The following is a 22327-nucleotide window of genomic DNA, read 5'->3' on the forward strand; positions in this document are numbered from 1 at the left end:
GCGAACAATACGGATTGAATGATTGCGAGAGGAGACTGCAACAATGGCGAATGATCAAATTGTGAAGCCGATTGGCGGACCGCCGAGCGAGGTTGAGCATATTAAAAGTGAGAGTAATTATTTGCGCGGAGCGCTTGTCGAAACGCTGGGAAACCGGATTACCGGCGGTTTGCCTGAGGACGACAATCGTTTATTGAAATTTCACGGGAGTTATATGCAGGATGACCGTGATCTGCGCAATGAGCGTGAACGGCAGAAGCTGGAGCCGTCTTACCAGTTCATGATTCGTGTAGTAGCACCTGGAGGTGTTGCTACTCCAGAGCAGTGGTTAGTGATGGATAGCCTTGCTCATAAATATGGCAACAACACGCTGCGCCTGACGACGCGTCAAGCCTTCCAAATGCATGGCATATTGAAATGGAATTTGAAGAGTACGATTAAAGGCATTAACGATACGCTGATGACTACATTGGCTGCCTGCGGTGACGTGAATCGGAATGTGATGAGCAACCCGAATCCGTATCAATCCGAAATTCATGGCGAGGTTTATGAATGGGCACGGAAGATAAGCGATCATCTAGCTCCAAGAACACCTGCTTACCATGAAATATGGCTGGATGGCGAGAAGGTTGTAAACAGCTTGGATAACGCAGTGGAAGTGGAGCCGATTTACGGTCCTGTTTATTTGCCTCGTAAGTTCAAAATTGGTATGGCAGTTCCTCCTTCTAACGATGTTGATGTATATTCCCAGGATTTGGGTTATATTGCAATCATTGAAGATGGGAAACTGGCGGGCTTTAACATCACTGCCGGCGGCGGTATGGGCATGACTCATGGCGATACGGCAACATATCCGCAGCTGGGACGTATTATTGGTTTCTGTACACCGGAGCAAGTAATTGACGTGGCAGAGAAAACCGTTACGATCCAACGTGATTACGGCAACCGTTCCGTACGCAAAAATGCTCGTTTTAAATATACAATCGACCGTCATGGCATTGAATGGTTTATTGAAGAGCTTCAGAACAGATTGGGCTGGAAGCTTGAAGCAGCGCGTTCGTACCATTTCGACCATAACGGTGATCGCTATGGCTGGGTTAAGGGAAGCAACGGCAAATGGAATTTGACGCTTTATATTCAAAGCGGCCGTATTCACGATGAAGGCGATTATAAGCTGATGACTGGATTGCGTGAAATCGCTAAGATTCATACAGGAGACTTCCGTCTTACGCCAAACCAGAATCTTGTTATTGCCAATGTAACTGCGCAGAAGAAACGTAAAGTAATTGAATTGCTGGAGCAGTACGGACTGAATGCTGGTTCGCATCATTCTGCATTGCGCAGAAGCTCATTATCTTGTGTTGCACTGCCAACATGTGGTCTTGCTATGGCTGAAGCAGAACGTTACTTGCCAACCTTGATTGATAAGCTGGAGCCGATTTTGGATGAAGCAGGATTGCGTGATGAGGAAATAGTTATTCGTATGACTGGCTGTCCTAATGGCTGTGCACGGCCGGCTTTAGGTGAGATTTCGTTTATTGGAAAATCACCAGGCAAGTATAATATGTATTTGGGTGCAGGCTTTGTCGGTGACAGGCTGAATAAGCTATACCGTGAAAACATCGGTGAGAACGAAATTGTGGAAACACTGGAGCCGATTATTCATCGCTACGCGAAGGAGCGCCAAGCTAATGAGCATTTTGGAGATTTTGTTATCCGAAGCGGATATGTAGAAGCGGTTACTTCAGGACTGAATTTCCATAATTAAGCTTGGATTAGAGCAATAAACATAAATAAGGGACTGGCATCTGCTTATGAGTGAACACTCTTAGGCAAAGGCTAGTCCCTTATTTCTAATTAATCGGTAATATTTCTTGTGTAGTATGCGATTATATCTTTTCGACGAATAATTCCAATAAAAATACACGCATCGTCAACGACCGGAACGAAATTCTGATCAGCAGCCAGTGTGAGCATATCCTCCATTTGTGCATTAATGGAAACAGACTCATTCCGAACACGGTTTTGAATTTCACTTACGGATATCTCATGCAAATTGCCAAAGTGCAAGCCAGGTGTGTTTTTAAGCTTCCACAATAGATCGCCTTCAGATAGAGTTCCTATATACTTTCCAGCACTGTCAATGATGGGGATTGCCGTATAATGATGATGCTCCAACTGCTCCATTGCTTCAAGCATGGATACGGAGGACGTAATATAGGCAACCTGCTCCTTCGGTAATAAAAAAGAAGATATTTGCATTGTTATGAACTCCTTTACTCCGCAATTTTATTAATTTCCTATTACTATTAAAACAAACTTTTCAAGTAAAATAAAATGCATTAATATTTCCAAACGAAGTATGGGTTCGAAAAAGCATTTTTTAAGTCTAGTTCCGTAAATCATTTGAATTATTTCGAGTAAAGGATATAATGATAAATGGAATACCTTGTAAGACAAGTAATCTGAAGGAGTGGTGTAGATGTCTGTTGATGTGTATATGAATTTTAATGGTAATTGCCGTGAAGCAGTCGAGTTTTATGCTCAGGTGTTTGAAACGGAAGAACCAAAAATGATGACATTTGGTGAAGCGCCGCCTAATCCGGAATATCCACTGCCAGAGGAAGCTAAAAGTTTAATCATGCACACACGCCTTAACATTAATGGAAGCAATGTGATGTTTTCAGATGTTTTTCCTGGTATGCCTTTTGTTGTCGGCAACAACATAACTTTAGCAATTGTAAGTGACAACAAAGACGAAATTAGATCGTTTTTTGATAAACTTAAAGTTGGCGGTAAAGTAGGCATGGAGCTGCAGGAAACATTTTTCAGCAAACTATATGGCTCTTTAACGGATAAGTTTGGTGTGGAGTGGCAGTTAAACCTTGGGATGGCAGATTGGTAACGACCTGCTTCTTCAAGTCATAATTTCGATCTAATAGCTTATAAGATAACCGTTCTTTCGTAAATGGTGGGATGCACCTCCATAACTTAAGAGCGGTTTCTTTTTGTTGTTTTAATACAAGTATTGAATTATGCCAGAGTATTCTTAGTTTAATTATAACAGAAAGGAAAAGGCGGTTTTGATATGGAAGAAAAGCTCGTTTTCTTGAGAGAATTTCCTTTTTTTCAATAGTTAGAGCTAGAAGAGCTAAAAATGGTTGCGTCACTTTTCATGACAAGAACGTATGACAAAGGATTGAATGTGTTTCTAGAGGAAAATCAGAATTTGATTGAAATCGATAAAAAGAAAGATTTTGATTTGCGATATTGAGAAATTCAAACATATAGTTGTTGGCTTGTAATTGACAAGCTGCTTGATTAGGCTGGAATCTGGAATCAGGCGGCAATAAGACCAAAGAAGAAAACAGCCGAACAGGTGTAGAAACCTTGATCGGCTAATTTATTGAAATAAAGCTTCATTTTTAAAATTAGGTTGCCCTCGGAATCATCTCATTTTACATACAAGAGATTGATCGATATCGGGTATTGAGCTTCTACCGGAAATAGCTAATTGTAATTCCGTTTCAGCTATCAAATTATTAATCACTTCTTTCACTCCTGACTCACCCGCGACAGCGAGTGCATAGGCATAGGGCCTGCCAATCAGTACGGCAGAAGCTCCTAACGCGATAGCTTTAATAACATCTGCTCCCCTGCGAACGCCACTATCAAGCAGAATAGGAATTTTCCCCTTTATTACTTCGCTAATCAAAGGCAGTGAATCTAATGTGGCCATAGCTCCATCAAGCTGGCGCCCTCCGTGATTTGAAACGATGATTCCATCTACACCATGCTCTAATGCCAAAATAGCATCATCAGGATGCGTAATTCCTTTGATCAAGACGGGTAGTTTAGTATGTTCACGTATGAAATCGAACTCCTTCCATGTGAAACAAGTATTATTTCCTTCTTCCAGAGCTGTCAATACTGCTTTTTTTAGGTCCTTTTCTGGCGATTTGTCTAGCATGGAGCAAAATATAGGATCGGTGAAATAATTTCCCATTCCTTGCCCAGTTAGAAAAGGTAGATAAGCGTTTCGTAAATCCGTTTCCCGCCAACCAAGAAGGGTGGAATCTACGGTGACAACAATAGCAGAATAACCTGCTGCTTCAGCACGCTGCAGAAAGCTTTTGGTTAGGTCGTGATTTTTGGGCGGGTATAGTTGAAACCATCTTACGCTGTCTTCCATTGCTTCAGCGACCTTTTCTAAAGGTATGCTTGACACATTGCTCAGAATATAAGGGATCCCGGACTTCGCAGCAGCTTTTGCTGGAGCTATTTCGCCATCGTGATGAAGAATCGTATTGACACCTATCGGGGCCAACAAGAATGGAGCAGGTAATTTACTTCCGAATATGGTGGTTGAAATATCGCATTTGGAAATATCGCAGCAAATTCTTGGCCGCAGCCGATATTTTTGAAAGGCATCGACATTGGCCTGATGTGTATGCCCTGCGCCGGCTGCTCCGTAGACATAACCAAAGGGAGCGGCTGCAAGAAGCTCTTTCGCTCGTTTTTCCCATTCATCAAAAGATACAGGTAAAAGCTTCGCTGCTTCATCGCCGCATTTATAAATTTTCATTTGGATGTCTTCACTATTGTTTGCCAATTCAGTCACCTCCATGCGTATGTTTACTGTACTATCCTTTGTAAAATTACTCTTGAGCATTCCTTGTGAAATTAAAAAAACGAAAACCAAATGAGTAATCAGATAGGAACCCGCTAGTTCCAAAGTCATAAACAGTTATATTTAAATATTGACAGAGTTCGACAAACGATGTAATATGAAAAAACAAACAAACATGTAACCGGTTACACATCATATCACAAAATGATTAATTTATACCCAGATTATGGGGTCTATCGACAAGTTAATCTTGTGAAATGAGTATGTAACTGATTACACATAGTTAAATTCATCAAGCAGTGTATTGATTGTGGAGGTGGGATGAGATGTGGCTACAATTAAAGACGTAGCAAAATTAGCAGGAGTATCTGTGGCAACGGTTTCACGGTTTATTAACAAAAATGGATATGTAAATGAAGAGACTAAGCTTCGGGTAGAGCAAGCAATCGATAAACTCCAATATGAGCGAAATGCGATGGCAAGAGGTCTTGCTACGAAGAAAACAGAGACGATCGCGCTTATATTGCCAGATATATCGAACCCCTTTTTCCCGGAATTAGCCAGAGCAGTGGAGGATGTGGCAAGGACATACGGTTACACAGTCATCCTTTGCAATTCTGACAATCAGGTGAATAAAGAAAAGGGCTACATTCATGTGTTGAAGCAGCGGTACATTGATGGCATTCTATTTGCCTCCCATACATTGGGAGCTGAAGAAGTTGGGCTTATGAAGAAAAACAACATACCTTTTGTTGTGTTGGATAGAGTCCCGGCTGAGGTAGAATGTTCCGTTGTCCGCTCCAAAAACTTCGAAGGTGCTCAAATTGCTTTTCAGCATCTGCAAGAGGTGGGCTGCCGTAAAATCGCTCATATCTATGGACCGCAAGAATTAGCTACTGCCAAAGAACGACTGATGGGTTATGAACAATTAGCTAGAGAGTTTGATTGGTTCTCGCCTAGTTTAATGGTGCAGGGAGATTTCACCATCGATGGCGGAGGAATAGCGGTCGAGCTGCTGATGAGTCGCCATCCTGATATTGACGGCATATTTATCGGCAATGATCTTATGGCATTAGGAGCAATGAAAAAGCTTAAGCAAATGGGCATTCATGTTCCTGATCAAGTTGCAATATGCGGATTCGACGGCATTCATTTGACTAAGATAGCAGATCCGGAGCTGACCACAATCGCTCAACCGACCTATGAGATTGGCATGATGGCAACTCGATTGTTAATTAAAAAAATTGAAGGTTTGATGGAAGAAGATCAAACACATGAATTTGATGTGACCTTACTATCAAGAGGCTCTACAGAAAGGAAAATACAAGTATGAAACAACCGAAAATTGTGGTCATAGGGAGTCTGAATATGGACATCGTCACGAAGACCTCCCGATTCCCGCAAGCCGGTGAAACCTTGACGGGAGAGGAGGTGCATTTCATACCCGGCGGTAAAGGTGCCAACCAAGCAGTAGCGGCTGCCCGTTTAGGAGCACAAACAACAATGATCGGCGCTGTGGGGAATGATGCATTCGGCAGTACGCTGCTTGAATCATTGCAGGTCAATAACATCTCTGTTGATAAGGTGAAGGTTATTGATGAAGCAGCTACAGGAGTAGCGAGTGTTATGCTTACTTCAGACGACAACATGATTATTGTTGTGCCTGGTGCTAATGCTTTATATCTTCCTTCTAACATTGAACAGCTTGAAAGCGTGATCAAAGACACAGATATCGTGCTTCTGCAATTGGAGATCCCGATAGAAACAGTTGAGGCAGCAGCAGTGTTAGCGAGGAAGCACAATAAACTAGTTATTCTCAATCCTGCTCCTGCTCAGAAGCTATCTCCATTGCTGTTGAATTGTGTTGATGTTATTACCCCAAACCGATCAGAGCTAGAGCTTCTAACCGGTTACGATACTTCCAAGGGACATCTGAAGGAAGCCATGGAAGCACTGCTTGCTCAAGGACCTAAGCATGTCGTAACTACTTTGGGAGAAGATGGAGCCGCTTACAAAGCATTTGGGAAAGAGATGGCAGCGCTTCCTTCTCACCGTGTTCCGGTCGTTGATACGACAGGTGCAGGAGATGCTTTCAATGCTGGTCTGGCATACGCTCTGGCAACAGGTAATGAATTGCATCAGGCGATCAAATTCGCCAGTCAGGTTTCCGCTCTTGCAGTAACCAAATTCGGTGCACAAGAAGGAATGCCTACTTTTGAAGAGGTAGAAACTTTTGCAGCATCGCTCTGTTAAACCATCTATGAATTCGAACAAACACACTTTAGGGGGACACTCAATTATGAAACGTTCTTTCGGCAAACTAAGCTTGTTTATACTAGCCATTACTTTAGTTCTTTCAGGCTGCGGCGCAAAAAATGGTGGAAGTAAAGACGATACGACAAATAATAAGGGCGAAAAGCTTTCCATTGGCTATTATGTGAACGGTAATTTGGGCGATAGTGGATTTTTTGACTCTGCCAAAGCAGGCTTGGACCGCGCGGAAGCTGAGCTTGGCGTAACCGTAAAAACGGTGCAAGGCGGCACTAACCAATCAGATTGGCCTGTTGGATTGGAATCGATGGTTTCAAGCGGCAAGTATGACGCTATCGTAGTAGGTACAAGTCAAATGAAAGATACGACCATCGATTTGGCTAAGCGTTATCCGAAAGAGAAATTTATTTACTTTGATGAGACAATCGTGGATATTCCAAATATATATTCAGTGAAATATGACCAAAGAGAAGGCTCCTTCCTTGCTGGTGCATTCGCTGCATTGGTTACAACGAGCAAAGAGCTGACTGGTGCAAATCCCGAGAAAGTAATCGGTTTTGTTGGCGGTATGGATATTCCGATTATTAATGACTTTAAAGCGGGTTATGAACAAGGTGCAGCATTTGTTGATCCTGAAGTAAAAGTTATTGCTTCTTTCGTCGGCGATTTCAGCAATGCTCCTAAGGGCAAGGAATTGGCACTGGCACAATATAACTCCCAGAATGCTGACATCATCTTCAACGTCGCAGGTCCAGCAGGAATTGGCGTATTGGAAGCTGGTAAAAGCGCAGGTAAATATTCGATCGGTGTCAACAGCAACCAGAATGCGATTCAACCAGGAAGCGTTTTGACTTCCATGTTAAAGAACGTAGACAACTCCATCTTCCGGGCAGTAGATTTACTCAGCAAAGGTGAACTGAAATTCGGTTCGAATGAAGCGCTAGGCTTTGTAGAAGGCGGAGTAGGCCTGGCAACTGATGATTTGTACAAGAAATATGTCCCGCAATCCATTCAAGATAAGATTGAAGACATTCGGGCAAAACTTATCTCGGGAGAGATTAAAGTAAAATAGGAGGTACCGTATGTACGACCTGTTGGAAATGAGAAATATTCATAAGGTATATCCGAATGGGACAAAAGCGAATAAAGGTGTATCTTTTTCCGTAAGGAAGGGAGAAATTCATGCTTTAGTTGGGGAGAACGGTGCCGGTAAATCAACGCTAATGAAAATATTATTTGGATTAGAAGCACCAACAGAGGGCGATATTTATTACAATGGAGAGAAAATTGTTCTAAAAAGCCCTAAGGATGCTATCAAATATGAAATAGGTATGGTGCATCAGCATTTTATGCTTGTCCCATCCTTCACAGTAGCGCAAAATATCGTTCTCGGCTCTGAACCACGTAAAGGAGCATTGTCCTCCCTTGCTGACCATAAACGAGCCATTGCTGAAACGGACAAGCTTATCCAAGAATTTGGACTTCAGGTGGATCCGCAAGCGAAGGTGGAACATATTTCGGTCGGGCTTAAGCAGCGGGTTGAAATTTTAAAGGTTCTGTACCGGGGTGCCCGGCTCATCATTCTTGATGAGCCGACAGCAGTCTTGACTCCGCAGGAAACAGTAGAATTGTTCCAATCATTAAGAAAACTGGTTAACCAAGGGTATACGATCATTTTTATAACTCATAAATTGAATGAAGTTATGGAAATCTCGGATCGCATTACGGTTCTGCGAGCAGGAAAGACGATATCTACACTTGATACGGCAGCAACGAGTAAAGAGGAAATATCGCGTCTGATGGTAGGTAGGGATGTTCTTCTACGAGTGGAGAAGGGTCCGGCCAAACCGAAAGAAACGGTGCTGTCGGTTCGTAAGTTAAGCGACTTCACGGAGACGGGAAAAGCGATTTTGAAAGATGTATCGTTTGAGCTTCGCGCTGGTGAAATATTAGGAATTGCAGGAGTTGAGGGCAATGGTCAAACGGAATTGATCAACGCTATAACGGGCTTCAGCAAAACCTATGAAGGCAGCGTTCATTTTCTGAATGAGGCGTTATCCGGAAAAACGATTAAAGAAATCCGTGATATCGGAATTGGTCATATTCCCGAGGACAGACAGACCAAGGGTGCTTGTCTTACTTCTTCTGTTAAGGAAAATTTAATTCTTGATTTGTATCAAGATAAGCAGTTTAGAAGAGGGCCTTTTCTTAATCAGAGAAAGATCAGAACGCATGCGAAGCGATTAATTGAACAATTTGATATCCGTACGACAAGCGAGGATACGTTAGCAGGCTCACTTTCAGGAGGCAATATTCAAAAAATAGTTGTCGCACGAGAGGTTTCGAAGAGTCCTAAGCTTCTTATTGCAGCACAACCAACGCGAGGCGTTGATATCGGTTCAATTGAATTTATTCATAAGGAAATCGTAAAGAAACGGGACGAAGGGACAGCGGTCTTGCTCGTATCGGCGGAATTGACGGAAGTGATGAGCTTAAGTGACCGCATTGGCGTTCTTTACAACGGAGAGCTCGTGGCTGTATTAGAAAATTCCGAGGACTTAACAGAAGAAGAGATAGGCTTCTATATGTTGGGTGTGAAAAAGGGAGAAAAGAAGGCGGTTACATCATGAAGAACAGAAGTGCAATATATCTAGATGTGATAGGAATTATCGGAGCTGTCCTTGCAGCTTTGGTAATCGGAATAATCATAATCTTCTGCGTGAGTAATGAGCCGATTTCCGCGATTCATGCTTTCTTGGTCGAGCCGTTGACGAACGCATTCACGCTTGGGTCCGTTCTGAATCGGATGGTGCCCTTAGTATTCACAGGTCTTGCGATTGTTGTCGTTTTTCAGAGCGGCGTATTCAGTATGGGAGCAGAAGGCCAATTGTATATTGGTGCCTTGACAGGGGCGTTAGCCGCAGTTTATATTCCAGGACTTTCACCTTGGCTTCATATTCCTTTGGTTATTCTATGCTCCATCGTTGGCGGCGGATTGTTCGGCATGCTGCCGGGACTTCTGAAAGCATATTTCAAGGCAGATGAGATCGTATCAACCTTGATGTTCAACTTTATTGCGGTCTTATTCGTTTCTTATTTGCTCAATAATGTGTTTAAGGATGCTAGCAGCGGTGGATTTGCTCGCACACCTTATATTCAGGACAGTGCAAAGCTATTTCAGATTATCCCTGGATTCCCTACTCATTATGGATTTATCATTGCGCTCCTAGCTGTGGCCGTTGTTTATTTATTGCTTTACAAAACAAGGACTGGCTATGAGCTGAGACTGGTAGGGAAAAATCCGTTATTTGCACAATATGGTGGAATAAAAACTAAAAAAGTAATCGTACTAAGCATAACAATCAGCGGTGCGCTTGCGGGATTAGGCGGCGCTGTTGAAGTGATGGGTGTACATGGCGCTTTGAAGGATAATTTCTCTGCTGGTCTGGGGTTTGACGGAATTATCGTATCTCTTCTCGCAAGAAATCATCCGGTTGCGGTCATTATTACAGCTTTCTTCTACGCTTATTTACAAATCGGCGGTCAAACGATGCAAGCTAATAGTGATGTTCCTCGTGATTTAGCGATTATTATCCAGGCGATTCTTGTAGTATTTGTATCATCCCAAGCGATATTCAACTATTTAAAGCAAAGAAAAGCATCGAGAACGGGAGGTGCTAGCATTGCTAAGTAGTATTTGGGAACAGTTCATTAATTTAAGTTTGATCGTGATTGTTCTGCGGATGCTGCCTCCAATATTGCTTGGAGCACTAGGCGGGCTCATGACAGACCGAGCGGGTGTTATCAACATCGGAATAGAGGGACTAATGCTGGTATCAGCATTCTCCTCAATTGCAATTGGCGCATGGACAAATAATTGGTTCTTAGGTGTAGTGGGCGGTACTGCTGCTTCCATGCTGGTTAGTTACGCTATGGCATTTTTCAATTTGAAGATGAAAGTAGATATTATTGTTATTGGATTTGCGGTCAATATTTTTGGAGCAGGTATCACGGTATTGCTAATGAGCATTTTGTTCGGCTCGCATGGTAATTATATTCCCGCGACCCCTGTGAGCATCCCAGCAATCGTAATCCCTTTCATTGATCAAATACCCGTTATTGGGAAATTGCTAAGCGGCCATAATTTGATGGTCTGGATTTCTATACTTGCTGTCGTTTTCTGTTATTTCATTATTTATCATACGCCATATGGGTTCCATCTGCGTGCAACCGGAGAAGAGCCGTCAGCTGCAAGATCACTCGGAATTCGTGTCGAGCGTATCCAATATTCAGCACTTATATGGAGCGGATTTTTCTCGGGGCTGGCAGGTGCCTATTTATCAATGGGAATGACAAGTATGTTTGTAAGAGATATGACGGCAGGTACCGGTTTCTTGGCTCTAGCTGTTGTTATTTTTGGGAATAAGAATCCATTCGGAATCCTGTTCGGCTCACTCGTATTTGCCTTAGCACAAGCAGTTACGCTTGTTATAGAAACTGCACCGGGAAATGCTGTACCAAGCCAACTTATTAAGATGGTTCCTTATACCGTAACGATCATCGCTCTAGTTGTTTATGCATTACGCAAAAGATCCTACAAAAAAATACGGACAAGCGCATAGGAGGAAGGATATATGAACGAATTGAAAAAAATTGTGATGGATTGTGACACTGGAATAGACGATTCTTTGGCTATTATTTACGCATTGAAAACACCGGGTGTTAAGGTAGAAGGAATTAGCACGGTGTTCGGTAATGCTAGTGTTGAACAAGCTACAGAAAATACGCTTCGTATTGTGAAGCTAGCTAATGCAGGATATGATGTTCCTGTTGTGGAGGGTGCTGCTAAGCCGTTAATCGGGGAATGGTCTGGTCCCGTTTCTCATGTTCATGGCGACAACGGAATTGGTAACGTGGATTTGCCTGCATCTGATCAGCTTCCACTGAATGAAACGGCTGCAGATTTTATCATTAGAAAAGCAAATGAGCTTGATGGTGAATTGATTCTGGTAACGACAGGCCGATTAACGAACCTGGCTCTGGCGCTTCAGAAAGATGCTGAGCTGCCTCGTAAAATTAAACGTGTTGTCATTATGGGTGGAACCGTGCATGCTCCAGGAAATGTAACTCCGGTTTGTGAAGCGAATTTTCGCGGTGATCCGGAAGCAGTCAGCATGGTGTTTGCATCCGGTTTGAATATAACAATGGTTGGTCTTGATGTAACGATGAAGACTCGCCTTACACAGAATCACTTGGATATGTTGGATCGTTATTGCAGTGAAGCAAGCCGTCATGTTGTTGATTATATCCAGAATGCGCTGCAGTATTATTTCCAATTTTATCAAAGCGTCGACAATTTCATTGGCATGTGCCCGCTTCATGATCCATTGACGATAATGGTCGCTGTAGATCCAAGTCTGGTTCGAATGCAGACGGTGCACGCTAGTATTGAAACAGAAGGGGAGCTTTGTGCGGGCATGGTAGTTGCAGATTTCCGCACAAAACCTTCGGAAGGCAAAGAGATTTCGGTTTGTATGGAAGTTGATTCTGAGCGAGCAGTTAACAAGCTTGTGTCCGCTTTTCTATAAGCTAGTCCATCATTCAACAATATTAAATGTATGGAAAAAAAATTAAGACGATTTTTCATTCAAAATGGATGAAAAGTCGTCTTTTTTCTTTATATGAACTTGTGAAATTGAAGCGCTGCATAGGGATTTCTACTAGTAGATAGATGACCATTCCTTTTGTTCATTACCGGCATATCATAACTAAGTACCTCTAACTTAAGGAGTTGAAGCTGTGGCCGTAATGATCAAAAGTCTATCAAGCAGAACAAAAATAGATATTCTGATACCCGCAATTGAGAAGGATTTAGTAACGCTGCCCTATGTTATTGATGCCGTGAGGAAACAAGTGAAGCATCCTATCGGACAGATTTATATCGTTGCTCCGAAGCGAAGAAGAATAATGGAGCTTTGTAGAATGAAAAACTGTAAATTTGTTAACGAGAATACCGTTCTCCCTATCACCAAAAAAAACATACACTACCGCTCGAAGAAATGGGAGAGATCCGGATGGCTGTTTCAGCAATTGTTGAAAATGAGCGGGGATCGTTTATGTAAATCGGAATACTTTCTGGCTATAGACGCTGATACGGTATTGATTCGTCCGCATGTGTTTAAACAAGGCAGTAAAACATTGTTTTATTGCCGCAATTGGAGCCAGCCCGAGTACTTCAACACCTATAGAAAGCTTCTAGGAAAAACAACTGCTGCACCTTCCTCCTTCGTTACTCATTATATGTTATTTAATAAATCCAAGCTGGCACAGTTGAAAAGAACGATAGCAGCGAAACATCAACTGACCTGGTACAATGCGATTATTAGTAAAATGGACAAATCGAAGCAATTCGCGTTCTCAGAGTTCGAAACTTACGGAAACTTTCTTTATTCCAATAATCGAAATAGTGTTCTTCTTAAGAAGGCGCTAAATTTAGGGATGCATGAAAATATCCGACAGGTCACACCGAATAGGCTCATGACGCTTTCGAAAAAATACAGATCAATTTCATTCCACAAACGTAAAGAGTATACGAGAAATACTGGCGTTCGTTCGGTATAAATTACAACCCCGAGTAATCAGTTCTCCCAAGGAGGCATGAACTTGCGTATTATTCTACTAAGCGGAGGATCCGGAAAAAGGCTCTGGCCTTTATCCAACGAGATTCGCTCCAAAATATTTCTTAAGCTTCTGCCCACTGGAGATAATAGAAGAGAATCGATGATTCAAAGAGTTTGCAGACAGCTAGAACAAGCTGGACTTCTTTCTTCTATTTCTATCGTAACTCATCACAGCCAAATAGAGCTGACTCAGAATCACGTTGGCGATCAGATACCTATACTCGGAGAGCCCTATAAGAGAGGAACCTTCATGGCAGTTGGTTTAGCTGCAAGTTATTTATATTCCAAATTGCAAATGGATTTGGATGAAACGATTTGTGTCATTCCCGTTGATTTATTCGTAGAATCGGACTTTTATAAGCTGCTTCGTCAATTACCAGAAGTTCTAGCACAATCGTGCTCTAATTTAGCCTTAATTGGGACGGTACCTAACCATCCTTCCACTCAATATGGCTATATTGTACCCAAGGAAAGCGGGAGGAAGGACTATCTCAATGTGTCTAAATTTGTAGAAAAACCTAATGAAAAGATTGCAGCCAGCTTGATCAGCGAGAATGCTTTATGGAATTGCGGTGTATTCGCTTTTTCATTGCGGTTCATGCTTTCTTGTTTAACAAGCAAAGGCTTGCCGGTTGATTATGAACAACTAATAAAACGTTATGAGTTGTTTCCCGTAACAAGCTTCGATGAAGAAGTCGTAGAGAAAACACAACAATGTGTGGTGGTCCCTTACGACAAAGCTTGGCAGGATCTTGGCGATTGGAGGATACTTCCGAATTATCTAGGAAATCATGTCATCGGAAAAGGGCATATTTCAAATGATTCTTTCCATTCCCATATCATCAACGAGCTTATGTATCCCATACATGTCATTGGTTTGTCTAATATAATTGTAGCAGCTAGTCCCGATGGTATTATTGTCGCTAATAAAGATGAATCCAATCAAATAAAAGAAATTGTGAAAGAATGGCGGACTCCCATGTATGAGGAAAAAAGATGGGGAAGGTATCAGGTAATCGATTATTCGACAATAGAAACAGAAATAGGAACTATTACGAGGAAGGTAGAATTACTGCCGGGAAAAAATACGAGCTATCACTTGCATCAGAATAGAAGCGAATACTGGACGATTATTTCCGGCTCCGGTGAATTTATATTGGAAGGGACAAAATACTCCATTCAGACTGGAGATGTTGTTCAAATTCCACTCGGCGCCAAGCATGCGGTGAAAGCCATTAGTCCACTTGAATATATCGAAATCCAGATAGGGAAAAATTTATTGGAAGATGATAAACGCCGCATTGCTATGACTTGGGAAGAGATAATCAAGTACTGTAATGTAACAGGATAACCGTAAAGAAATCGTTTATTTGTCATTGAGGATGTCTAGGCCTAGTAAACGAAATGAGCCCATGTCACTGGGCTTTCTACATATTAGCATGCTTCGGCTCTACAATGAGGGGAAGGACGACGGTGAAGGTTGTGCCTTGATGAGGTAAGCTCTTGATGGTGATCGCTCCGCCATGATTATGTACAATATTATGCGTAATAATAAATCCAAGGCCTGTTCCCGTATCTTTTGTCGTTAAAAAAGGTCTTCCAAGCTCTTTAATCTGCTCATCTGTCATGCCGCAGCCCTCATCCTGTACGCTAATCCGAGCTTCGTATTCACTTGCTTGAACATGAATATAAATGCTGCCTCCGTTGTTCATTGCTTCCATCGCATTTTTAAGTAAATTAATAAACACCTGCTTCAGCTGGTTAGCTTCGCCATTGATCCAAATAGATTGTTCGGAAAAGAGAGGAACAATCTCGATATTTCTTAAAACTGCTTGTCCATTCATTAATGTGATAACTTGTTCCAGTAAAGGCAAACAGTCCAAAGGCTTGCTGGTATGCGCAGCTTGGGGCTTGGATAAAACTAGAAGCTCGTTGACGATGAATTCAATTCGTTTCAATTCAGACTCGATAATAGAGAAATAGTGATCATTTTTTTGCTCGGAAGAACGAAGCAGCTTCAAAAAGCCAACGATGGCTGTAAGCGGGTTCCGAATTTCATGGGCGATTCCTGCTGCTAATTGCCCTGCAGTGGATAACTTCTCTGATTGCATGATCCGTTCTTCTTCGAGCTTTTGCTCAGAGATATCTTTGAATATTCCAACGACGGCACTTTCGCCTTTGTAGGATATCGGTAATGAAAACCCGTCCACATATTTCTGTTGGCCATTTAAACAGTGGATCAGGTAGCAAACGGAGCCTATCGTTTTATTACTATAATAGTTCGTTCTTCGTTCGGCAAGCACGGTATGATTGGAAGTATCTACAATCTGGTTTGTGGGCAGCCCCACCAATTCATCCATACTTGCCGCATGGATTAATCGTAAACTCGCTGGATTCGCATATTTTATAATTCCATGCTTGGTAATGATGACAGAGAGTGGAAGTCCCTCTAGCACTTGTTGGAAAGAGTCCTCCTTCTCCCGCAAAATGGTTTCCGCTAGCTCAAGACGTTCCTCCATCTGCCTCATCACGGTCTTATTCTCAAATTGGGCGAAGTAATATAAGGGTGAACTATTGCTATCCCTAATAAGTGAAATGCTGATTCCAAGCGTCAATCTATATCCGGAAGGAAGGAAATATTCTTGATCGAATAGTTGCTGATTGCTATCCATGGTTTGAATACAATCTTTGAATGGAATTTGTTCAACAACTTTTGCTTGAATGGTAAGGGATGGTTGTGATGGCGAAAATAACTCGTACTGATCACAACCCAGGAGATTATGTAATGAAGCATTCATATTCAGAAGCTTTCCATCTATTGAAATAAGAGCCATACCAATCGCAGCTTTAGCAAAAGCAAAGTCGTCACTTTTAACTTCATTTGGCAGCACTTAGAATCTCATCTCCCACTAATTCCAATATTAGGTTTTATATATATTATAATCATTAAGAAGAAATCATCAATGGTAAAGTAGCTGCATAATCCTATTTAAATGAATTACAGCACAGTGATCGACTTTAAAACTTGTTGTTAGTTTCAACTTTTGATGTTATAACAAGAAAAATGGGGGAATAGAACAGCCGTTCGGATACCCGCCTTCATATTCTTGCTCCTGGTGAGGCAGTTGTATTAAGGGATACGCCCTCGCATTTTTCTTCATAATTATTTCTTTAACGCTTGGTTTTCCAGGCGTTTTTTTGTGGGCAAACTACAATACAAGCTTTTTTTACAGAAAATACATGAACTCGCATTTACAACGTAACAGTGTTATGTTACGATCAATGTATGAGGTGATTGTATTGGATAAGGATTTAATATCTAAGAAGGAGCTATTGGATTTAACCGGTATCTCGTATGGACAATTGTATCGATGGAAACGAAAGAAACTTATTCCGGAGGACTGGTTTATTCGTAAATCAACCTTTACGGGTCAAGAAACGTTCTTTCCAAAACAAACTATTCTAGCCCGCATCCATAACATCATCAATATGAAGGACGGTCTTTCATTAGATGAACTGGCAGATAAATTATCGGATATGTCCTCTTTGAACAGTACTGCACTAACAGCTGAGGATATTGTATCACGTAACATTGTGTCACAGATGACATTGAACAAGTTTGGCAATCTGACGAGCGGACAATCAGCATATTCCTTTGAACAGCTTATTATTTTATACACCGTTGATTATTTACTTAGTAGTGGAGAAATGAGTTTGGAGGAAGCAGAACTTCTCTCTCAAACGCTAGTTGAAACGGCAGCGAAATTCGAGGGGAAGAGCTGGGATCTCTATTTCGTAAGGAAAATGGGTGTTACTTCCTTCATTCTAGCGTTATCGCCATCTGAATTAGTATTTGATGAAGGCGTGCGACTGGTTAATAAATTAAGTCTAGGTGATTTGTTAGAACAATTAAAAGGCAAGCTTTCTTAATGGAGGGAAGAATGATGGAAAAAATGCCGTTGTCTGATTTGATCATAAACGGGGTAAGCGGAGCTGGCGGAGGAACCTACGATAACGTCAGAATAGACGGAGTCGGTAAAGTGAATGGCGCGATAGAGGCGCGCAGCTTTAAAGGTAACGGACATGTGCATTTGAATGATGATGTTAAAGCGATTGAAGTTGAATGCAATGGGATAATGAATGTGAAGGGCAGTCTGCGCTTTGGAAATATGAAGGCTGACGGATTGCTAACGATCAAGGGCGGGCTTAGTGGTGAGAGCTGTGCACTTAATGGAATGATCAATGTAAAGGGCGATTGTGAGCTTGAGAATTTAACAGGACGGGGAGGATTTACGGTTGGCGGTCTTCTCAGTGCGGGCAAAGTGGAATTCTGCCTTCAAGGTCAAAGTAAAGCTAATGAAATAGGTGTGGAGAGCCTTGTCATCCGGCAAGAAAACAAAGGGGTATGGAGTAAATTATGGAGCGGAATGATTCCGAAATTAAAACCAGAGCTGCGCGTCGGGATTATTGAGGGCGATTACATTGATTTGGAAAATACGATTGCGGATATTGTAAGGGGCAATGTTGTTATGATCGGTCCAGGCTGTTCCATTGGGCGTGTAGAATATCGCTCGAAGTTAACTGTATATCCTGGTGTCAGGATAATGAAGGAGGAGAAGATTAGTGAATGAACTGATCCGAAATCCTTTGAAAATATTGGGCTCAACAACGTCAGCAGGCGGATATTATCAAAATGTGAATATTACAGGGGAGTGCCAGTTTAACGGCGATGTGGATTGCCTGAAGATGAGCTTGACAGGGGAAGCGAGGATTGCTGGAAGCCTTCGAGCGAAAGAGATTAAAATAACGGGTGAATGTGTTGCCAATGGCGGCATTGACGGCCTTTCCCTGCGAGGGCGGGGGGAGCTGAAGACAACTGCTGGGCTTCGGATAGACAGCATTAAATTCACTGGAAATCTAGATGTGAAAGGTGAATGTGAAGCAGAGGAGATTCAGCTTTCGGGTGCCTTCAATATAGATGGATTGCTGAGCGCAGAGAATCTAGATGTTAGTCTGTACGGTCCAAGCTGCGCCATGGAGATTGGGGGCAGCAGGATTAGAATCAAAAGAAGCAAAGCCGGACGATTGTTAAAGCTGATGAAATTTAAGGGTGACGTAATGTTGAAAGCTGGACTGATCGAAGGTGACAATATCGAGCTCCAGCATACGAAGGCTGATATGGTAAGAGGCGATCATGTAGTTATTGGTGCTAATTGCAATATTGGAACAGTGGAATACCGCGATACACTGGAAATTCATAAGAGCGCAATAGTGAAGCATCAAGTAAAGCTTTAATTTAAAAAAAGATGATTCCTCGTATAGATGAGGAGTCATTTTTTTTGTTTCTCTACCTAATGTAATATTCAAATAAAGACTGATATGTCGTTGACACAAGAACAAACGTTCTTTATCATTAATGTAAATATTATACATTGACGGTGAGGATATGAATGAAACAATGAAGTTAAATTGGAGTCTGGTGGATGATTTGAAAAATTTCGATATAAGTGAATCTGGTGCGCATCTAGCGGAGTGGAAGGACACTAAAGCATTATATCTTAATAAGAGCGGTGTTGCCGTTTTGCTAAATGATGATATTCATTTCAAATCTTATCGTCTACAAGCTGACGTTGCCATTCCGGAGGCAGTTGGTTTTGTCGGTCTAGTCTTCGGAGCAAAAGATATGAATAATTATGAACTTATCTACCTATCACCAGGAGCAGGCGATGGTTTAGGGGGAATTCAGTACGATCCCGTTATGAATGGCTCAACTACTTGGCAAATTTACAATGGTCCGGATTATCAGGCATCTGCTCCATATGTTTCAGGCGAATGGGTCAGATTGGAACAGTTGGCGAGAGAGGGGTTTGTGACAGAATGGATTGTTTCGAAACCTTACTGTGATAACACTCAATTGATCGAGACCGATTGGACTAAAGTAGATGTCGAGGAAAATGGAACATTAAATTTAAATAGACTCTATCCGTCCGCAAAGGATATTTCAGTTCAAGCAAGGAGTACAGTTTATATCTCTGAAGAAACAGAATCCGTATTAAATTTCGGTTTTAGTGATCAACTTCGTTTATGGATTAATGAGGAAGAGGTTTACCAAGGCATTTGGAAATGGAATCCTCCTGAAAGCGATGGCAGGATTCGTTATGATTTTGTGGCTGTTCCGATACGATGGACAATTGGTTTGAATACAATCCGAGCAGAAATTACAAATCAGGAAGTTATATTTGGTTGGGGGCTCAGTCTTAAAACAGGGATATCAATCTAAAATTTATTTGGTCATAAAAAGAGGGAGAGATTAAATGTTTCCAATTTTAGAGACAGAAAGACTAAAATTAAGAGAAATAACAAAAGACGATGCAGAAGGTATTTTTGCTTGTTTTTCTAACGATAATGTAACACGTTATTATGGACAAGAAACATTACAAAATATAGAACAAGCAGAGAAATTCGTTGATTTCTTTTCAAATAACTACAATGAAAAAAGAGGTATACGCTGGGGAATTGAAAGAAAAGAGACTAAAGGGATAATTGGAACAATTGGCTTTAATGCTTGGTCACCCAAACATAAACGCGCAGAAATAGGTTATGAAATTCATCCAAATCAGTCGAGGAGAGGTTATACTTCTGAAGCATTGTCTAAAGTTCTTGCATATGGCTTTGATGTTATGGATTTAACCCGTATTGGTGCTGTTGTATTTATTGAGAATGAAGCATCCAATAAATTACTAACTAAAATGGGTTTTCAAAAAGAGGGGGTTTTGAGGGACTATATGTATCAAAACGGTATCCCTTATGATACTTACGTCTACTCATTACTTAAAAATGACATTTATACAAATCATGAATCTAACGGGTACAGTAACTAAAGGTAGAAACCATGCTCTCGGTTTAACAGATATCATTCAAGGGGGAAGTAATTATGGAACAATGGGTAGAAAATTTATTTTCGAAAGAAGTGCTGAATGAAGCTGCCTTACGATACAAGGCAGACGCTTCCAATGCCAAAAAGCTTGGGGATTTTGAGAATTATGTGTATGAAGTAGAACGTGATGGAAAGGGGTATATCCTAAGGTTGACCCACTCGTCCCACCGCTTAAAGGAAGAAGTGGAAGGCGAACTGAAATGGATTAATTTTCTGAATGGCCGTGGAATCCATGTGTCACTGGTTCATGAATCCGTAAATGGCGAACTCGTGGAAGTGGTGCCTGTGAGCGATTCCAACTTTTATGTTTGCTTGTTCGATAAGGCACCGGGAAGTTCCGTCCAAATGAACAGTCCGGAGTTTGGTCCAGAGTTGTTTGAGAAATGGGGCGCAACAACTGCTCGCTTGCACTTGGCTACGGAAGAATATGATGCAACAGAAACACAGCGTCTGCGCTGGGATGAAGATGATTTAATCGAGTTGGACAATTATATTGATCCTGTTGAAGACAAAGCCATTGTTGAAGGGAACCGGCAGCTTGTCGTATCCTTACAGCAGCTGCCGCAAACGAAAGAGACGTTCGGTTTGATCCACTCAGACATCCACCAGGGTAATTTCTTTTATCACGAAGGTGATATCCACATATTTGATTTCGACGATACCATGTATTTTTATTTTGCTAGCGACATTGCCATTCCACTGTATTATTCCATTTGGCAGAAATACCGCAAAGAAACGCTTGAAACCCGTTCCACAGTTGGAAAAGAAATATTGACACATTTCTTGAGAGGCTATATGAGTGTCAGAGGGATATCCCGTGAATGGGTAGAGCGCTTGCCGATGTTCCTGAACCTACGTGATTATACGTTATACGGCGTTATTAATAAGAAATTTGACCTTTCAGCAAAAGAAAATAAAATTGAAAAGCAACTTGCAGCAGAAATTCGAGAACGTCTGATCCAAAATGAACCGATCGTCGATTTGGATTATGGGGCGATTTGGGAACAATCATTGGGAAGATAAAAGATGAACAACTTCCTTGATCGATTCAAAAGCTATCAGTTCAGCATTTTGCAAATATTACCTAAAAATCTGACCGCTGAAGAAGTAACTGGAGTCGAGAATCTTTAATAAGAAGAAATTATTAAGTATTAAATTCGGTTTGAACGAAAATTGATGCTGTGAGTTTTTTAAATAAGATTATTGAATTACAACTCATGGAGGAATTATGAATACTATCATTTACATGGTTAGGCATGGGGAATCAATTAAAACAGAAGGGAATGAAAGGACACGTGGCTTAACTAATAAAGGTAAGTTGGATTCACACACAATAACTGAATTATTAAAGAATGAAGAAATCGATACATTTATTTCAAGCCCATATCACAGAGCTGTGTTGACAATCAAGGAATTGGCTCAGCTTTGTGGTAAAGAAATTTTAATCTACGAAGAATTGAAAGAAACAAGATTTTCGAATGAAGATATGATTATACCGGATAAAGACTTGTACCCAATCGTTGAAAAGATGTTTATAGATCCTCTTTTTTCCTTACACGGAGGGGAATCCATTTCGGAATGTCAAACTCGGTCAATGTTAGTTTTTAATGAAATATTAAAGAAGTTTATTGGGAATAAAATAGCAATAGGTACTCATGGACTTGTTATGACACTCATGATAAATTATTTCGATAGCAAATATGGCTATGAGTTTTTAATGCAGACATCAAAGCCAGATGTATATAGGATGGAATTTAATGACGAAGAGCTGCTCGAAATAAAGAGATTATGGAAAGTCTGATCTGATGG

Annotated in this window: 21 protein-coding genes; 18 read left to right on the top strand and 3 right to left on the bottom strand. The window is 41.3% G+C overall.

All coding sequences use genetic code 11. The features are described 5' to 3' along the window. The first annotated feature begins 43 nt into the window (after positions 1–43). Positions 44–1768 carry an assimilatory sulfite reductase (NADPH) hemoprotein subunit gene (gene cysI, locus CEF13_RS12790; protein WP_102711042.1) on the top strand — a complete coding sequence of 575 codons (1725 nt, stop codon included), beginning with the start codon at positions 44–46 and terminating at the stop codon, positions 1766–1768. An 89-nt stretch (positions 1769–1857) separates the two neighbouring features. Here the strand turns inward: cysI and CEF13_RS12795 are convergent, their stop codons facing one another. Further along, a complete protein-coding gene (locus tag CEF13_RS12795) occupies positions 1858–2262 on the bottom strand; it encodes a CBS domain-containing protein (RefSeq protein ID WP_102711043.1) in 405 nt (134 codons plus the stop codon). Between the two features lie 220 nt (positions 2263–2482). Here CEF13_RS12795 and CEF13_RS12800 point away from each other — a divergent pair, with 220 nt between their 5' ends. Next, positions 2483–2905 carry a VOC family protein gene (locus tag CEF13_RS12800; RefSeq protein ID WP_102711044.1) on the top strand — a complete coding sequence of 141 codons (423 nt, stop codon included), beginning with the start codon at positions 2483–2485 and terminating at the stop codon, positions 2903–2905. A gap of 543 nt (positions 2906–3448) precedes the next feature. Here the strand turns inward: CEF13_RS12800 and CEF13_RS12805 are convergent. Beyond that, on the bottom strand, positions 3449–4585 hold the full coding sequence (locus CEF13_RS12805; RefSeq protein WP_166742794.1) for an alpha-hydroxy-acid oxidizing protein: 1137 nt from the start codon (positions 4583–4585) through the stop codon (positions 3449–3451). Positions 4586–4958: 373 nt separating this feature from the next. On the opposite strand from CEF13_RS12805, the gene CEF13_RS12810 reads away from it, so the two are divergent. From CEF13_RS12810 to CEF13_RS12850, 9 genes are all read left to right on the top strand, one after another. After that, positions 4959–5963 carry a LacI family DNA-binding transcriptional regulator gene (locus tag CEF13_RS12810; protein ID WP_102711046.1) on the top strand — a complete coding sequence of 335 codons (1005 nt, stop codon included), beginning with the start codon at positions 4959–4961 and terminating at the stop codon, positions 5961–5963. Beyond that, on the top strand, positions 5960–6883 hold the full coding sequence (gene rbsK, locus CEF13_RS12815; RefSeq protein ID WP_102711047.1) for a ribokinase: 924 nt from the start codon (positions 5960–5962) through the stop codon (positions 6881–6883). The genes CEF13_RS12810 and rbsK overlap by 4 nt, the downstream gene beginning before the upstream one ends. Positions 6884–6929: 46 nt before the next feature. Then, positions 6930–7973 (top strand): BMP family lipoprotein, encoded by a 1044-nt coding sequence (locus tag CEF13_RS12820; protein WP_102711048.1) that lies wholly within the window; start codon positions 6930–6932, stop codon positions 7971–7973. Positions 7974–7983: 10 nt separating this feature from the next. Continuing rightward, positions 7984–9531, top strand: a complete 1548-nt coding sequence (locus tag CEF13_RS12825) for an ABC transporter ATP-binding protein (protein ID WP_102711049.1) — start codon at positions 7984–7986, stop codon at positions 9529–9531. Next, complete coding sequence (locus CEF13_RS12830; protein ID WP_102711050.1) at positions 9528–10595, top strand: ABC transporter permease; 1068 nt, start codon at positions 9528–9530, stop codon at positions 10593–10595. The genes CEF13_RS12825 and CEF13_RS12830 overlap by 4 nt, the downstream gene beginning before the upstream one ends. Further along, entirely contained in the window at positions 10585–11523 is a 939-nt protein-coding gene (locus CEF13_RS12835; protein WP_102711051.1) for an ABC transporter permease, read from the top strand. Before CEF13_RS12830 ends, CEF13_RS12835 begins: the two co-directional genes overlap by 11 nt. 12 nt (positions 11524–11535) lie before the next feature. After that, positions 11536–12489: a nucleoside hydrolase gene (locus tag CEF13_RS12840; protein WP_102711052.1), complete on the top strand. Its 954-nt coding sequence runs from the start codon at positions 11536–11538 to the stop codon at positions 12487–12489. Between the two features lie 220 nt (positions 12490–12709). Then, complete coding sequence (locus CEF13_RS12845) at positions 12710–13522, top strand: DUF6492 family protein (RefSeq protein ID WP_102716362.1); 813 nt, start codon at positions 12710–12712, stop codon at positions 13520–13522. A gap of 42 nt (positions 13523–13564) precedes the next feature. Continuing rightward, complete coding sequence (locus CEF13_RS12850) at positions 13565–14932, top strand: sugar phosphate nucleotidyltransferase (RefSeq protein WP_102711053.1); 1368 nt, start codon at positions 13565–13567, stop codon at positions 14930–14932. 76 nt (positions 14933–15008) lie between these two features. On the opposite strand, the gene CEF13_RS12855 is transcribed toward CEF13_RS12850, so the two are convergent. Beyond that, positions 15009–16472, bottom strand: a complete 1464-nt coding sequence (locus CEF13_RS12855; protein ID WP_244917075.1) for an ATP-binding protein — start codon at positions 16470–16472, stop codon at positions 15009–15011. A 400-nt stretch (positions 16473–16872) separates the two neighbouring features. Between CEF13_RS12855 and CEF13_RS12860 the strand changes: the two genes are divergently transcribed. The 7 genes from CEF13_RS12860 to CEF13_RS12890 all read left to right on the top strand — a co-directional run bounded on the left by CEF13_RS12860 (position 16873) and on the right by CEF13_RS12890 (position 22319). Continuing rightward, positions 16873–17511 carry a YhbD family protein gene (locus CEF13_RS12860; RefSeq protein ID WP_341806287.1) on the top strand — a complete coding sequence of 213 codons (639 nt, stop codon included), beginning with the start codon at positions 16873–16875 and terminating at the stop codon, positions 17509–17511. 11 nt (positions 17512–17522) lie between these two features. Then, a complete protein-coding gene (locus CEF13_RS12865) occupies positions 17523–18212 on the top strand; it encodes a hypothetical protein (protein WP_166742774.1) in 690 nt (229 codons plus the stop codon). Continuing rightward, positions 18205–18876 carry a hypothetical protein gene (locus CEF13_RS12870; RefSeq protein WP_102711056.1) on the top strand — a complete coding sequence of 224 codons (672 nt, stop codon included), beginning with the start codon at positions 18205–18207 and terminating at the stop codon, positions 18874–18876. The genes CEF13_RS12865 and CEF13_RS12870 overlap by 8 nt, the downstream gene beginning before the upstream one ends. A gap of 151 nt (positions 18877–19027) precedes the next feature. After that, positions 19028–19861, top strand: coding sequence for a hypothetical protein (locus tag CEF13_RS12875; protein ID WP_146022711.1), 834 nt, complete (start codon positions 19028–19030; stop codon positions 19859–19861). A 34-nt stretch (positions 19862–19895) separates the two neighbouring features. After that, positions 19896–20462, top strand: coding sequence for a GNAT family N-acetyltransferase (locus tag CEF13_RS12880; RefSeq protein ID WP_102711058.1), 567 nt, complete (start codon positions 19896–19898; stop codon positions 20460–20462). A 53-nt stretch (positions 20463–20515) separates the two neighbouring features. Then, complete coding sequence (locus CEF13_RS12885; RefSeq protein WP_102711059.1) at positions 20516–21541, top strand: phosphotransferase enzyme family protein; 1026 nt, start codon at positions 20516–20518, stop codon at positions 21539–21541. Positions 21542–21746: 205 nt separating this feature from the next. Further along, complete coding sequence (locus CEF13_RS12890) at positions 21747–22319, top strand: histidine phosphatase family protein (RefSeq protein WP_102711060.1); 573 nt, start codon at positions 21747–21749, stop codon at positions 22317–22319. The last annotated feature ends 8 nt before the right edge of the window (positions 22320–22327 follow it).

It is taken from the genome of Paenibacillus castaneae (genome assembly GCF_002884445.1).
Taxonomy (GTDB): Bacteria; Bacillota; Bacilli; order Paenibacillales; family Paenibacillaceae; genus Pristimantibacillus; species Pristimantibacillus castaneae.

Excerpts from the sequence above, each read along its gene's own strand:
- cysI (WP_102711042.1), top strand. The coding sequence starts at position 44 with ATGGCGAATGATCAAATTGTGAAGCCGATTGGCGGACCGCCGAGCGAG.
- CEF13_RS12795 (WP_102711043.1), bottom strand. The coding sequence starts at position 2,262 with ATGCAAATATCTTCTTTTTTATTACCGAAGGAGCAGGTTGCCTATATT.
- CEF13_RS12800 (WP_102711044.1), top strand. The coding sequence starts at position 2,483 with ATGTCTGTTGATGTGTATATGAATTTTAATGGTAATTGCCGTGAAGCA.
- CEF13_RS12805 (WP_166742794.1), bottom strand. The coding sequence starts at position 4,585 with ATGAAAATTTATAAATGCGGCGATGAAGCAGCGAAGCTTTTACCTGTA.
- rbsK (WP_102711047.1), top strand. The coding sequence starts at position 5,960 with ATGAAACAACCGAAAATTGTGGTCATAGGGAGTCTGAATATGGACATC.
- CEF13_RS12820 (WP_102711048.1), top strand. The coding sequence starts at position 6,930 with ATGAAACGTTCTTTCGGCAAACTAAGCTTGTTTATACTAGCCATTACT.
- CEF13_RS12825 (WP_102711049.1), top strand. The coding sequence starts at position 7,984 with ATGTACGACCTGTTGGAAATGAGAAATATTCATAAGGTATATCCGAAT.
- CEF13_RS12830 (WP_102711050.1), top strand. The coding sequence starts at position 9,528 with ATGAAGAACAGAAGTGCAATATATCTAGATGTGATAGGAATTATCGGA.
- CEF13_RS12840 (WP_102711052.1), top strand. The coding sequence starts at position 11,536 with ATGAACGAATTGAAAAAAATTGTGATGGATTGTGACACTGGAATAGAC.
- CEF13_RS12845 (WP_102716362.1), top strand. The coding sequence starts at position 12,710 with ATGATCAAAAGTCTATCAAGCAGAACAAAAATAGATATTCTGATACCC.
- CEF13_RS12865 (WP_166742774.1), top strand. The coding sequence starts at position 17,523 with ATGATGGAAAAAATGCCGTTGTCTGATTTGATCATAAACGGGGTAAGC.
- CEF13_RS12875 (WP_146022711.1), top strand. The coding sequence starts at position 19,028 with ATGAATGAAACAATGAAGTTAAATTGGAGTCTGGTGGATGATTTGAAA.
- CEF13_RS12880 (WP_102711058.1), top strand. The coding sequence starts at position 19,896 with ATGTTTCCAATTTTAGAGACAGAAAGACTAAAATTAAGAGAAATAACA.
- CEF13_RS12885 (WP_102711059.1), top strand. The coding sequence starts at position 20,516 with ATGGAACAATGGGTAGAAAATTTATTTTCGAAAGAAGTGCTGAATGAA.
- CEF13_RS12890 (WP_102711060.1), top strand. The coding sequence starts at position 21,747 with ATGAATACTATCATTTACATGGTTAGGCATGGGGAATCAATTAAAACA.